The organism is Vallitalea guaymasensis (assembly GCF_018141425.1).
GTDB classification, from domain to species: domain Bacteria; phylum Bacillota; class Clostridia; order Lachnospirales; family Vallitaleaceae; genus Vallitalea; species Vallitalea guaymasensis.
This window is the reverse complement of sequence record NZ_CP058561.1, coordinates 765014-779301: the sequence shown is the minus strand read 5'-3', so window position 1 is coordinate 779301 and position 14288 is coordinate 765014. Positions and strand designations below refer to the sequence as shown.

General features: G+C 31.3%; 12 protein-coding genes. 9 read left to right on the top strand and 3 right to left on the bottom strand.

Going from position 1 to position 14288, the window contains the following annotated elements:
* The first annotated feature begins 18 nt into the window (after positions 1-18).
* Complete coding sequence (mtnK, locus tag HYG85_RS03475; RefSeq protein WP_212692302.1) at positions 19-1221, top strand: S-methyl-5-thioribose kinase; 1203 nt, start codon at positions 19-21, stop codon at positions 1219-1221.
* 224 nt (positions 1222-1445) lie between these two features.
* Here mtnK and HYG85_RS03470 read toward each other — a convergent pair whose 3' ends face one another.
* Positions 1446-2060, bottom strand: a complete 615-nt coding sequence (locus tag HYG85_RS03470) for a TetR/AcrR family transcriptional regulator (protein ID WP_212692301.1) — start codon at positions 2058-2060, stop codon at positions 1446-1448.
* 133 nt (positions 2061-2193) lie between these two features.
* Positions 2194-3243, bottom strand: a complete 1050-nt coding sequence (locus HYG85_RS03465; protein WP_212692300.1) for a zinc-dependent alcohol dehydrogenase — start codon at positions 3241-3243, stop codon at positions 2194-2196.
* A 263-nt stretch (positions 3244-3506) separates the two neighbouring features.
* Between HYG85_RS03465 and HYG85_RS03460 the strand changes: the two genes are divergently transcribed.
* Positions 3507-4124, top strand: coding sequence for an L-2-amino-thiazoline-4-carboxylic acid hydrolase (locus tag HYG85_RS03460; protein ID WP_212692299.1), 618 nt, complete (start codon positions 3507-3509; stop codon positions 4122-4124).
* A gap of 92 nt (positions 4125-4216) precedes the next feature.
* Positions 4217-5122 carry a helix-turn-helix transcriptional regulator gene (locus HYG85_RS03455; protein ID WP_212692298.1) on the top strand — a complete coding sequence of 302 codons (906 nt, stop codon included), beginning with the start codon at positions 4217-4219 and terminating at the stop codon, positions 5120-5122.
* Between the two features lie 36 nt (positions 5123-5158).
* On the opposite strand, the gene HYG85_RS03450 is transcribed toward HYG85_RS03455, so the two are convergent.
* Positions 5159-6073: an AraC family transcriptional regulator gene (locus HYG85_RS03450; protein WP_212692297.1), complete on the bottom strand. Its 915-nt coding sequence runs from the start codon at positions 6071-6073 to the stop codon at positions 5159-5161.
* Between the two features lie 301 nt (positions 6074-6374).
* Here HYG85_RS03450 and HYG85_RS03445 point away from each other — a divergent pair, with 301 nt between their 5' ends.
* From HYG85_RS03445 to HYG85_RS03420, 6 genes are all read left to right on the top strand, one after another.
* On the top strand, positions 6375-6986 hold the full coding sequence (locus HYG85_RS03445) for an MptD family putative ECF transporter S component (protein WP_212692296.1): 612 nt from the start codon (positions 6375-6377) through the stop codon (positions 6984-6986).
* Positions 6983-7705, top strand: a complete 723-nt coding sequence (locus tag HYG85_RS03440; RefSeq protein WP_242986385.1) for an energy-coupling factor transporter transmembrane component T — start codon at positions 6983-6985, stop codon at positions 7703-7705. Before HYG85_RS03445 ends, HYG85_RS03440 begins: the two co-directional genes overlap by 4 nt.
* A gap of 12 nt (positions 7706-7717) precedes the next feature.
* The gene (locus HYG85_RS03435; RefSeq protein ID WP_212692295.1) at positions 7718-9172 is read left to right on the top strand and encodes an ABC transporter ATP-binding protein; all 1455 of its coding nucleotides are present in this window, start codon (positions 7718-7720) and stop codon (positions 9170-9172) included.
* A gap of 37 nt (positions 9173-9209) precedes the next feature.
* Positions 9210-10181: a helix-turn-helix domain-containing protein gene (locus HYG85_RS03430; RefSeq protein ID WP_212692294.1), complete on the top strand. Its 972-nt coding sequence runs from the start codon at positions 9210-9212 to the stop codon at positions 10179-10181.
* A 112-nt stretch (positions 10182-10293) separates the two neighbouring features.
* Entirely contained in the window at positions 10294-12063 is a 1770-nt protein-coding gene (locus HYG85_RS03425; protein ID WP_212692293.1) for an ABC transporter ATP-binding protein, read from the top strand.
* Entirely contained in the window at positions 12050-13771 is a 1722-nt protein-coding gene (locus HYG85_RS03420; RefSeq protein WP_212693689.1) for an ABC transporter ATP-binding protein, read from the top strand. The genes HYG85_RS03425 and HYG85_RS03420 overlap by 14 nt, the downstream gene beginning before the upstream one ends.
* Positions 13772-14288: the final 517 nt, after the last annotated feature.

The following is a 14288-nucleotide window of genomic DNA, read 5'->3' as shown; positions in this document are numbered from 1 at the left end:
ATAATTGGAGATGATTAGATGTCTAGATTTGACAAACATTTTAAAATGAACGAGCAAGATGCTATTGATTATACATTAGAGAAACTTGACTATTTTGACGATAATGCTAAGTTAAATGCAAAAGAGATAGGCGATGGTAATATAAATTATGTATTCAAAGTTTGGGATGAGAATACTAATAAATCAATTATCATTAAACATGCTGATACAGTACTTAGATCATCTGGAAGAGCATTAGATGTAAATAGAAACAAAATAGAAGCTATGGTACTGATGCAGCAAGAAAAATTAGCTCCTAACTTAGTTCCTAAAATATATAAATATGATCCTGTCATGTGTGTATTAGCAATGGAAGACGTATCAGTATATCATAATCTTAGAACAGAGTTATTACAAAGAAAAACTTTTCCAACATTAGCAGAAGATATCACAACTTTCTTAGTAAATACTCTATTACCAACTACAGATTTGGTTATGGATTCAGGAGAGAAAAAAGATCAAGTAAAAGCATATATCAATAAAGATTTATGTAAGATATCAGAAGACCTTGTTTTCACAGAACCTTATATTGACTATAAAGGCAGAAATATAATTCTAGATGAAAATCTAAAATTTGTTGAAGAAATCTTATATAATGATGAAGATTTAATCCTTGAAGTAGGCAAATTGAAAAATAATTTCATGAATAATGCTCAAGCCTTAGTTCATGGAGATTTACACTCAGGTTCAATATTCGCTAATGAAACTGGAATCAAAGTATTGGATCCTGAATTTGCTTTCTATGGACCTATAGGTTATGATGTAGGAAATGTAATAGGTAATCTGTTTTTTGCATGGGCACATGCATATGTAGATGATACAGATGATAATGATTTTCTAGACTGGTTATCCGATACAATCGAGGAAATAGCAGATAAATTCATTGTCAAGTTCAATAAACTTTATAAAGAAATTGTAACTGATGAAATGGCTAAAAAAGATTACTATAAAAAATGGTATCTGGAATCAGTATTAGCTGATTCAGCTGGTAGTGCAGGACTTGAAATAATAAGAAGAGTCGTTGGTGATTCAAAAGTTGCAGATGTGACTACTATTGAAGACACTGATAAACGTATCAAAGCAGAAAGATTGTTAATCAATATTGGAAAAGAAATGATTATGAATCGTGAGAATATCAAGAACGGTAAAGGTTTTACTGATATATTAAAAAAACATATTTAACATAGATGTTGAATTATTACTATAATAGAGACTGTTAAACATTATAAGTGTATTTGAGGGCATTGATATAATTGACGAAATAGATGAAGAGGCTGCAAACATATAAATTGTTGCAGCCTCTAAGTATATTATGAAATGAAATATTATAGTGCTTTTCTGCTGTCAGGATTAATAACCCTGTTGATTATAGCAGAAGCATGTAATTATTTATTCTACTTATTTTATTATGCTAGTATGGATTCAAAAATAAGTGTTTCAACTTGTTTTTTGTGATTGTCAATAAATTCTTGTTCAGTAAAATCTTTATCCATCAACTTTAGAAAAGTATCTTGAGTTATGATAGGTAACCATGCCATTGCCATTGCATTCAACCATAGGGTATTTATATCTATATCTTGCCTTATGATTCCCATTTCTTTTGCATCTGACAAGTATTTATGGCTCCAGGAAATCATGTCAGGGAAGAAGCTAAGTATCCATTCCTGTCTGTTTTTATTTAACGATTCAGTAACTAAGATTTTGGTTAGATTAGGATGTTTGAAAGTATAATCAATGTGACGTGCCAGAATAGTTTTTAATGCCTCAACGGTTACTTTATCTTCAATTACTAATTTATCAACATAATTTTTTTCATCTTCTATAAGATGTTCGATAACTTTTTTATACAGCATCTCTTTATTACCAAAGAAGTAAGAGGGGGTAGTCCGTGATAAACCGCTTAATTCTGCAATCTCTGTCAAAGTTGTTAGATGATAACCTTTTTGAGCAAAAAGTGTTTCAGCGGCATCTAGTATTTTTTTTCTGGACAACTCAGCATCTCTTTTTTTTATATTATCCATAATATGACTCCTTCATCGAATGATTTGTTATATTAGCAATTACAAAAAAAGACTATAATAAACATATCAAGTCTTTTTTTGGAAATATTACTATGTAATTATAACATATCGCTGTAGCATTAAACAATGCTTTTTATAGTTGAGGTTTTATAATAACCTTAACTACTTCGTCCGGTTTGTTTTGAACTAGATCAATAGCACTTTCAATATCATCTAAAGGCATTGTATGACTTATTAAAGGTGTCAAATCAAGATTACCCTCATTGACTTGATTAAGAAGCCCGCTTATATTCTTTAGATCACCCAATCCCATACTGAAAGTAATATTCTTATAAAAATTATTTGATTGAATATTGATAGGTTTCTTTGGAATACCTACAAGGAACATTCTGCCACCAATACCAAGACAATCAATACCTTGATTGATTGTAATATCTAATCCTGCTGCATCAATAACAACGTCAGCCCCTTTGTTGTTAGTGTATTCAGCTATATTTTTTAATACATCCTCATCTGTACTGATGGCGTGAGTAGCTCCAATTTTTAATGCTTTTTTCAATCTTGTTTCGGATTTTTCAACTACTATTATTTTATCTGGATTATGAAGTTTAGCTGTTAGGATTGTTGCCATACCAACAGGACCACAACCAAATATAACAATGGTTTCACCTTCTTTTAAACCAGAATGTTCAATACCTGTATAGCCAGTAGAAGCGATATCAGATACAAAGATAACCTGTTCATCAGTAAGATTATCAGGTACTTTCAACAAGCATGAATCAGCATGAGGAACACATGTATATTCGGCATGAACGCCAGGTATATCGCCTCTAGTTATTCCTGCACCATGAATACCACCATTGGCACAATGAGATACGTATCCGTTTTTACATGGTTCGCATTTACCACAGTAAGGAGCAGGAGGACCGATAACTCTGTCACCAGCTTTGAAATTCTTTACATCTTTTCCCACTGATTCAATTATCCCTACATATTCGTGACCTAGTACAAATCCAGGTTCTGTAGGAATTGCACCTTTGATGATATGAATATCACTACCACATATTGTTGTTGTAGTAACTTTTACAATAACATCAGTAGAGTTTCTTAATACAGGTTTTTCAACATTTTTTAATTCAACTTTATTTATTTCTGGAAAGTATAATGCTTTAATAGTAAACACTCCTTTATGTAATATATAAGTAAGTACTAGTCATCTACAGGTAACTAGCTGAACGTTCATTTAGTTAATCATAGCATTGATTATTTTACTTGTCAAGATGGTAATATAATTACAAATATTAAAGCTGATATTATTGACAGAATATTTATTTAGATTTATAATTTAATTGATATTAAAACTCATTATCATTTAAGTAAATAGCTATTTGAAAAATATAATGAGATAATGCAAGATAAAATTAAGTAAGATATGGAGGTAAATCAATGTCACAAACTAAGGTTTATTGGTTAGTATTTAAGGGGATTTTGAAAAAACAGATATCCAAAAGATATTCTAAAGAATTTACGAAGGATTTGTTGAAAAAAACTAAAACAGAGTACAATGCCATGATTTCAAGAGCTCCTGACATAGGAGGGAAAGAAAATAAGCTAATTATGAATATATATGCAGGAGGAATCTTTATAGCATGTTATAAGGCAGCTGATAAAGCTATCTCACCTGAAATAATGGGTAATATCATATTAGATGGATTAAAGCAATCAAAAATTGTAAAATTTGTATGTAAAGGACAAGATCAAACAACTCAGAAGTTCAAGAATTGGGTTAGCAGCGTATCCAAATGGACGCAAGAAAATGCTGATAAGTATCCCGCAAATTGGATTATGAGGGAAGATAATAGTAAGCATGATACTGGAACATATTTTGAGTTTTCTCGCTGTGGACTTTGTGAATTATGTAAATTAGAAAATTGTACTGAGCTCGCTCCCTATTTGTGTGAAACAGATTATGTAACTGCTAGTTTTGGCAAATCAAAGTTAATAAGAAAATCAACACTAGCAGAGGGAGCTTCTTGTTGTGATTTTTGGTATGTCAATAAGTAAGCTTGTATAAATGAAAAATACTACATAAATCTTTAAATAAGACAAATAGATGTCATATTTATCTGTTATAATATTAATAGGTGGTGATATTATTGCAGATTGACAGATTATTTCAGATAGTATATCTACTATTAGATAAAAAACAAGTAACAGCAAAAGAATTATCTAATATATTAGAGGTATCCACAAGAACAATATACAGAGATGTAGAAACTCTGTCTATAGCTGGAATACCCATATATACTAATAAGGGCAAGGGTGGAGGTATAAGTCTCCTTGATAATTTTATTATAAATAAATCAGTTTTATCAAATGAAGAACAGAATAAGGTACTTATAGGTTTGGAATTATTGAAAGCTACTGAATATGAAAATGTTGATGATGCCATTTTAAAACTGAAATCATTGTTTAATAAAAATAATGAAAACTGGATAGAAGTAGATTTCTCTTATTGGGGAAGCTCAGAGTCGGAAAAGAAGAAATTTGAAGATCTAAAAGATGCTTTAACTCTTTGCAGGAGTATCAGCTTCAAATATTATAATCTGTATGGTGATAAAACGACAAGAGTCGTTAACCCTCTAAAACTAATTTTTAAGCAGAAAGATTGGTACTTGTTAGGGTATTGTCTAATGAGAAAAGATTATAGGATGTTCAAGATCTATAGAATGAAAAACCTTGAAATAACCAATAACGGGTTTGATAGAGATAAATATAATTTAGAAGATGTTAATTTATCGTATCAGTACACAGCTCCATTGATTACTTTAAAGATTCTTTTGGCACCTGAGATTAAATATAGAGCTTATAATGAATTTGATTCTAAGGATATTATACCAAGAGAAGATGGTAACTTTGAAATTACTTTTGAAGCATTGGAAGATGAGTGGTTATACAATTATATAATTTCATTTGGTCCATATATAAAAATTATTGAGCCAAGTTATATTAATGATTTAATCAAAAAGAGATTAGAAGAAATTTTGAAGAGTTATCAATAAGGTATTACTAAATAACAAGCCTCAGTCTGATACATTTCAGATTGAGGCTGCCTTATTTGGTAATCTCATCTTTTCTCCTAATGATAATTCTCGATATTTACTAGGAAGTAATCCTGTACTTTTTCTGAATAATTCTGAAAATCGGCTGGCACTTTGATATCCTACAATACCAGCTATCTGACCTATATTAAGGTCTGTATTTCCCAACAAATGTTCTGCTTGACTCATACGTCTATGTTGTATATATTCCGTAATAGTACATTTGTAAATCTCTTTAAAATTAGATTTTAGTTTAGTAGTTCCCATACAGGCTATTTGTGATAGCTTTTCCAAGTGAAGGTCATAGGCGTAATGGTCATTTATATAGGAAGTAACAGTTTCAAGATTTTCAAGGTCTTGTTTAGTAATCCTTTTAGGAGTTTTGGGTTTCATCTGTTTTGATCTCTCAATAAGAAGAGATATAGCCTCAGTTACTTTGCTTTCAAAGAATAATCTTGCTGCCATACCTGTACTTTTGTAAATTCTGATTTGATGTAATAACAAAACCATTTCAGGAAAGCTGGTATCTTCATCTATACTTAGTACAGCTGAACGAGGACTTATGTACTCTCCTGAATATTTGGATTTTAGATAATCCTCATAATACTCTGGTGTAATCTCAATACCAATTGAGCGAATTGGAATATTCTTATGAAATAATGCTTTATAGATTTCACCGTTGCTCCAATATCCTTTTACGCAGCCTGCATTCAATCGTTTATATGGATTCAATTCTTCTCCTGAGAGAGAATCATAATAAGTGATACTTAGATATTCTGGTAATCTACATTCTAATAAATAATCTTCATAGAAGTAAAAGTCATGAATAGCAATAGCAAACAGATTGCTATGAGCGTATATCCAGTAATGACCTTTTCCAATCTTAGGATCGATCTTATAGCATTGACCCATTGTATTAAATTGTTTATTAGTATTATCTAGTGTGAATCCCTTTTCTAATAAATAAGGTTCATGTATATCTTTAATTATACTTTTGATTTTTAATTCCTCCCCCTAATGCCATGATTAGACGATTTTTTACTAGGATTAGGCGAATGTATTTGAGAATCATTGTCATTTTCTCTAGAGCATTGTATACTTATTGACAGCAATATAGCAATAAATCAGTCTATTGCTATTTTAATTAATCATAATTGCTTTGTCAATAAGGTGATATGAAATAAAGAGATTACTAAAATAGGAGGATTAATATATGTCTAATTTATCAACTGTTTCAAAACAAAAACTTAGTATTAAAGATTTAGTGGTAACAGGAATTTTTTCAGCACTGTTTTTTGTAATGACAATGATTGGGGGAATATTCTTTGCACCTAATCCAGTGTTGACATTTCTATTACCACCTGCTGTAGCACTTCTTACAGGTCCTGTATACCTTCTACTAATAGCTAAAGTTCCTAAACATGGTCCAATACTTATACTTGGTATTTTAATGGGACTACTGATGTTTGTTACAGGAATGTATTGGTTATGGTCTGTTGCATATATAGTGCTTGCAATTGTAGCAGAACTGATTTCAGGAGCAGGGAAATTCAACAATATGAAACTTAATATTATCGGGTTTATGATTTTTTCTCTCAATCCAATAGGGTCTTATATGATGTTATGGATTAATCAAAACAAGTACATAGATTATCTAGTTGGAAAAGGGACAGAACAAAGTTATATGAATACCATGGTTGAAACAGCTAAAGATTGGATGTTGCCAGCAATGATTATTGGAACATTACTATTAGCATTCATTAGTGCGTTATTAGGAAAGAGATTATTAAAGAAACAATTTGAAAAAGCAGGAATAGTAGCATGAACATGATATTTGGAACAAGTACAAAAAAACAAGGACTTGTACATATAGATCCAAGAACAAAATTATTTATACTATTAGTTGGTAATTTATCAATTTTTTTTGCAGGCTCCATAAAATTGGAAGTAATCCTTGCATGTTTTATTATTTTGCTTGGATTAGTTAGTGGTGCTTACCGATTAACTTTTAAAATGTCAGCAATTTATTTTATGATATTGATAATACAAATGTTAGGTTCCGTATATATTGGCGGAACCTTTAAGGTGATTATAGTTAGTTTTTGTATGTTCATAAGAAAGATATTTCCATGTGGTATGCTTGGAGGAATAATCATCTCAACAACCAGAGTCAACGAATTCATGGCAGCAATGAATCGTATACATATGCCCAAAACTGTAGTTATTCCCTTAACGGTTATGCTGAGATATTTTCCTATGGTAGGAGAGGATTGGAGTTTTATAAAAGATGCTATGAAAATGAGAAATGTCACACCATCATTTAGAGGATTGATAACTAGACCTCTTCAAACTATAGAATGTGCCTATGTTCCACTTATGATGTCTGCATCCAAAGTTGCAGATGAACTTTCAGCTGCAGCGGTAACAAGAGGAATTGAGAATCCTAAAATCCGTACATGTGTACAGACAATTCGTTTCTCATATACAGATGTTATTTGTACTATTTGTTTTTCAGGGTTGTTGACAATAGCGATTATGACATAAGGAGGCAATGGTTTGATTGAAATAAAGAATACTTCTTTTACTTATCAAGGTAAAGAAGAGAATGGAATTAAAAATGTTAATATCACTATAAAAAACGGTGAGTGTATTCTTCTATGTGGAAAAAGCGGTTGTGGTAAAACTACAATAACAAGGTTGATCAATGGGTTAATTCCTCATTTTTATTCTGGAGAATTAAAGGGTAGTATAAAGATAGATAATAGAGATATTCTGGAAATGAATATGTATGAGATTGCAGAAAAAGTAGGATCAGTGTTTCAAAATCCCCGTACACAATTTTTTAATGTTGATACAGATAGTGAAATAGCCTTTGGTATAGAAAACCTTTCATATCCACATGAAAAACTGAAGAGATGTGTAAGGAAAACGGAAAAAGATTTAAAATTGACAGAATTAATGGGAAGAAGTATTTTTGAGTTATCTGGAGGAGAAAAACAAAAAATCGCATTTGCTTCAATATATGCCATGTCCCCAGATATATATGTTCTTGATGAACCGTCTTCCAATCTGGATGTAGATGCCATATCCCAGTTACGTGATATTCTTAAAATGTTAAAAGAACAAGGTAAAACAATCATCATAGCAGAACATAGATTGTATTACCTTAGAGATATTATTGACAGGGTTATTCATGTTGAAGAAGGTGAAATCAAAAAAATATATGAAAAAGATGAATTCATAAATATTCCTTTCAATGAAAGAAGAAAATTAGGGTTTAGAACTACTGATTTATCAACCATTGTACCAATCAGTAAAACCAAAAAAGTTAATGAGGATGTTCTGGATATTAATGAGATGGCAGTAGCATACAAGAAAAAAGTGGTTATGAAAGATATTGCTATCAGTGCAAAACATGGAGAAATTATAGGAATCATTGGACATAATGGAGCAGGAAAATCTACTTTTCTAAGAAGTGTATGCGGTTTACACAAAGGGTGTAAAGGCAACTTTTGCTGGAAAGGTAAGAAAGTGAGTAATAAACAGCGATTAAAGCTATCCTATATGGTTATGCAAGATGTAAATTACCAGCTTTTCAGTGAAAATGTAGAGAATGAATGTCATTTTGGCATTAAAAATCCTGATACGGAACTTATACAACAGGTAATGAAAGATCTGAAAATTTATCAATACAAAGATAGGCATCCCAATACATTGTCAGGAGGTCAAAAACAAAGGACGGCTGTGGCAGTAAGTATGATATGTAAAAAAGACATTCTGGTATTTGATGAGCCAACAAGTGGTCTTGACTACGACAGCATGTTGCAAGTTGTAGCTTTAATCAAAAAATTGGCTTGCAAGGGCAAGATAATATTCATTGTAACCCATGATTATGAATTCATATCTTTAGCTTGCAATCGTATTATACATTTTGACGATGGTATGTTAAAAGATGATTTTACTCTTAATGAAAAAAACATAGAAAAACTTCAAGAGTTTTTTATAGTATAAGTGATTCATGAAGGTTATATAAAAGAAGGAGTTAAAGATGAGAAGAGTAGAGGAAAATCAATCATACTACAGATCCATTATTGATAAACAGATTCCTCAGAAAAACTCGGTATTATATAAGGTAGCTTCCTATGCGGGTAAAGGTACTATGCGTAGTTATAATGTTATGCCAGGAGTTGAAGTTATTTATAATGATATGGAACTTTTCAAGCCATTGAATAAAACAATGAAGATTGATGTGGATTCCATAGAGATAAACTATTGTCTAAAAGGACATGTTGAAATTAAGTTCAAAAATCAAAGATATGCTTATATGTCAGATGGAGATATATCTTTATTTAACTGTCAAACAGATGCTCTGTACTGTGATTTTACTACAAAACCGTATGTAGGAATAACTGTAATGCTTTATTTGCCTGATATTATTAAAAGTCTTAATAATATGTTAGGTACCAATGAATTTAGAGAAGAGACTTTTTTTCAAAAAGTATTTGAAACTGATTCGTGCATTATAAGTAATGCCAATGAAAGTGTTGAACATATTTTCAAAGAATTATGGGTTCTACCTGATAAGTTTAAGACTTATCTTATGAAAATCAAGATAACAGAACTTTTATTATACTTATTATCCGATTCGGATTATAAAGATAACCGGGTGATTTATTTTTCAAAGACATCAGTTGATAAAATAAAAGAAGCTAGACGTATTATAGTTACTAGACTTGATGAATGGATTACTGTTGGGACACTTTCTGAGATGGTTGGAATGAATGCAACTGACCTGGAAAAAGGTTTTAAGAGCATATACGATTATCCTGTTTTTTCTTATAGTAGAATACGCAAGATGCAGAGAGCAAAAGAGCTTCTTATTGATTCAAATATGTCAATAATGGACATTTCACTTGCTTGTGGATATTCTAATGGAGGAAAATTCGCAAAAGCATTCAAAAATGAATTTAATATGACACCATCAAAATATAGAAAAAGTGGTGTAATAAGTAAACCATAGGATTCGCAGAAGCGTATGCTGTGGTTTATTTTCAAGTGGGCTATTTACAATCAATTGGAGTAGATAAGAATTAATAAATTATTTATTATTAGTCATGAAAGGAGTGTTATACATGAAGAAAAGTAAAAAAGATTTAGTTTTACAATTATTGAAATGGGCTGGTAAGGATAGATATTATCTATATTTAGCAGTTATATTATCATTAATCAGTGGGTTGAGTACAGCTGTTCCATATTATGCTGTATATAAGATTCTAGAAAATATTTATGCCCGTACATGTACAGAAAATGTTATTATTCACTATTGCTTAGTACTTTTTCTTGGGATTATTTTTAGATTTCTATTGTTTGGTACATCAGGTATATTGTCTCATAAAGGAGCCTATAATACTCTATTTAAAGTGCGTTGTATGGTCATAGACCATATGGCTAAAGCACCTCTTGGGAATCTAAGCGAGCGTAACACTGGTGAAATAAAAACAGTTCTAAATGAGGAAATAGAAAAACTGGAATTGTTTTTAGCTCATCATTTACCTGAACTCATATTTTACATAAGTGGTCCTATAGCCATATTCATATATCTATGTACAGTCAATTGGAAATTGGCTCTTGTATCTTTGATTCCTCTAGTGTTTGCTTTTATAGTTATGGGAATGATGTTCAGAGGAACAGATGAAATGATGGATAATGCATCAAAATCAATTGCTGACCTTAATTCAACCGTGATTGAGTACATCAGTGGGATGAAGCTGATTAAGGCTTATAATATGGGAAGCAGGTCATTTACAAAATATTCTAATGCAGTGGAAGACGAATGTTCGGTTTGGAAAAAGATATCTCGTAAGATGGGACCACCTTATGCCATGTATATAGTGATTGTAGAATGTGGGTTGTTACTTATTGTACCTATAGGTGGTTATTGGTTCATGAAAGGGACATTGACGGCTAGTGCTTTTATATTATTTGCTTTTGTAGGCTCGCTATATTTAACGGAATTACGACCATTACAAGAGCTGGGAACTAACTTTGCACAAGTATTGAATGGAATAAGAAAAGCAGAAGAAATTCTTAATATTCCTGCTTATGTAGGTGGTAGTAAATTTCCTGATAGCCATTCAATTAAACTGAAAGATGTAGAATTCAGTTATGATGGTGACACTAATATATTAAAGGATTGTAATATCAATATAAGAGATGGAGAAAAAATAGCTTTAGTAGGACGTTCTGGTGCTGGTAAGAGTACAGTAGTCCAATTGATGGCTAGGTTTTATGATGTTAATCGTGGAAAAGTAATGATTGGTGATAAGAATGTAAAAGACATAGATTATGAACAATTATTAGAAAATGTATCAATAGTTTTCCAAAAAACATTTCTGACCAGAGGTAGCGTTTTAGAGAACATAAGAATGGGAAGTAATGCTTCATTAGAACAGGTTAGAGAAGCTGCACGACAAGCACAAATTGATGATTTCATTATGACATTGCCTAATGGATATGATACTCTTGTTGGAAGTTATGGTTCTCGTTTTTCAGGAGGAGAAAAACAGCGTATTGCTATTGCTAGAGCTATTCTTAAGAATGCCCCAATACTAATACTGGATGAAGCTACTTCAGCGGCAGACCCAGAAAATCAACTAGAGATAGACAAAGGGATTCAGAATCTTTGTAAAGGGAAAACGGTTATTATAGTTGCCCATCGTTTAAGTGTAGTTCTACAGTGCGATAGAGTAGCAGTAGTAGAAAATAATACAATATCATGTGTAGGTACTCATGAACAAGTAAGGCAGAAAAACGAATATTACAGAAATGCTTGGCGTGATTATGAAGAAGCCAGAAAAACTTCTTATAGCTTGGGAGGAGGTAATAATGATGAAACAAAGTAATATCATGAAAAAGAATAGACATTATTATTTATCTATGGTGTTAAATGTTATTGAGGGTATGTTATCAGGTTGTAATTTTATAGTACTTCTAGATTGTATAAAGGCGTTATGGAATAATAATATGACTTCAAGTTTATTACTTACTTCAACTGGTGCACTTGCACTTGTTTTCCTAGTTCGTATCATAATATACAGTATTGGTTATACACAAGGACAGATTGGAGGGGCTGATATAAGTAAACAAATTCGTTTGTTTTTGGGAGATAAAATAAAGAAAATTCCATTATTCAGGTTCACTAAAGGACAAACAGGTGAATATATCAATGTTGCAACAAATGATGTAAACAACTATGAAAAAATTCTTACACATAAAGCTGGTGATATTGCTAAAAATATCTCTCTTTCAACAATGTTGATTATTTTCATATTTACTATCTATGTTCCAGCTGGTTTGGCAATGTTAATAGGATATTTGCTATTAATACCTACTTTGTGGTTTTCGTTTCGTTCGGTTAAGAGATACGGTAATGAGAAAAACAGGATAATGGCAGATAATGTGAGTAATATAGTTGAATATATAACAGGAATCCAAACCTTCCGTGCTTATGGTATTGGTGGTACAAAAAATAAGACTGTGTCTGATTCTATGTATTCATATAGTAATATCAGTTATGTATATGAAAAAAATGTTATACCTATTGGTATGGTATTCAGTGTTTTATCATGGTGTACTTTACCTATTATGATATTGATTGCTTGGCATGGTCTTAATACTAATGCTTTTGATGCACCTACATTATTTATGTTAAGCATATTACCTATATTCTCGTCTAAACTTGCAGGGGTTATTTTTGTAGATTTGACTTCTTATAAAAATTTAATGATATCTAAATGGCATATTAATAATGTTATCCAGGAAAAAGAAGAGGTAGAAAGAGATATAGCTTTTAGTCCTAGATTTCATAATATTGAATTTGATAATGTAACTTTTTCTTATGATAAAGATAAACCTGTGTTAGCAGGAGTAAATTTGTTAGTTGAAAATCAAAAATTAACGGCTATTGTAGGTGACTCAGGTTCGGGGAAATCAACTATTCTTAATCTTATTTCCAAATATTATCAACCTGATTCAGGTGAAATAAAAATAGGAGGAATTTCAATTAAGGATATTGATGCAGCTAAGGTGCTTAGTCAGATTTCAATGGTTGATCAAGATGTATTTTTGTTTAATGATACTATAAGGAATAATATAAGATATGCTCGTTCTTCTGCTACAGATGAAGAGATAGAAGAAGCTTGTAGACTTGCTAACTGTGAAGAATTTATTGAAAAGCTGGAATTGGGATATGATACACCAGTTGGGGAAAATGGTAATCAATTCTCTGGTGGAGAAAGACAAAGGTTATCCATTGCACGGGCTATCCTTAAAAACAGTCCTATTCTTCTATTGGATGAAGCTACGGCATCATTAGATATTGAGAATGAGCTGGCTGTAAAGAATGCTATCGCTAATTTATTGAAAAATAAGAAGACAGTTATTATGATTGCGCATACACTTTCCATTATTAAAAACGCTGATCAGATACTTGTTGTGGGAGATAGTAAGATAAAAGAGAAGGGGACTCATGATGAACTTCTTAAGAGAAAAGGGAAATATTATGATATGTGGGAGGCAGAAGAAAAATTGAATGTCAATATAGCTGACTAAATTAAAATATTGTTACTAAGTCAGAAAAAACGATTTGTTCTGACTTGGTTTCTGCAAAATAGTATATATATATGTTACGCCAGCTACTTGCTCGTCCTGAGCTCAACGAATAATAATGGACATCGAGTCCATTATTATTCCTGACAGTCCAGTAGGGCTGTCAGATTAAAAGCTGGATTCGACGTCCTGTCTCACTACTTCACATATATATATACTATTTTGCTTGTAGTCCCCTTCAATATAATCACAAAACCCTTTTTCTTCTGAACTTAGGTATTAATGGCTAAGTTACTTTTATATAAGATGTGAAAACCAGAATGATACAATTTCTTAGTTATATGATATTGACAGAGGGATGAAAACTTGATAATATTATTAATAATGATAATTATTATCATTAGCCTAATGTTTGACACCTGAATACATGGATTTATAGTTACAGTATAAACATGATTTGCATTTTATTAAGTAAATTATGTTTATAAGTTTATATGGCGATAATAAAATAAAAATGCCT

Bases quoted from the DNA above. Each gene is read 5' to 3' on its own strand.
- HYG85_RS03440 (WP_242986385.1), top strand. From the start codon at position 6,983: ATGAACATGATATTTGGAACAAGTACAAAAAAACAAGGACTTGTACAT.
- HYG85_RS03470 (WP_212692301.1), bottom strand. From the start codon at position 2,060: ATGGATAATATAAAAAAAAGAGATGCTGAGTTGTCCAGAAAAAAAATA.
- HYG85_RS03450 (WP_212692297.1), bottom strand. From the start codon at position 6,073: ATGGGTCAATGCTATAAGATCGATCCTAAGATTGGAAAAGGTCATTAC.
- HYG85_RS03445 (WP_212692296.1), top strand. From the start codon at position 6,375: ATGTCTAATTTATCAACTGTTTCAAAACAAAAACTTAGTATTAAAGAT.
- HYG85_RS03420 (WP_212693689.1), top strand. From the start codon at position 12,050: ATGAAACAAAGTAATATCATGAAAAAGAATAGACATTATTATTTATCT.
- HYG85_RS03430 (WP_212692294.1), top strand. From the start codon at position 9,210: ATGAGAAGAGTAGAGGAAAATCAATCATACTACAGATCCATTATTGAT.
- HYG85_RS03460 (WP_212692299.1), top strand. From the start codon at position 3,507: ATGTCACAAACTAAGGTTTATTGGTTAGTATTTAAGGGGATTTTGAAA.
- mtnK (WP_212692302.1), top strand. From the start codon at position 19: ATGTCTAGATTTGACAAACATTTTAAAATGAACGAGCAAGATGCTATT.
- HYG85_RS03425 (WP_212692293.1), top strand. From the start codon at position 10,294: ATGAAGAAAAGTAAAAAAGATTTAGTTTTACAATTATTGAAATGGGCT.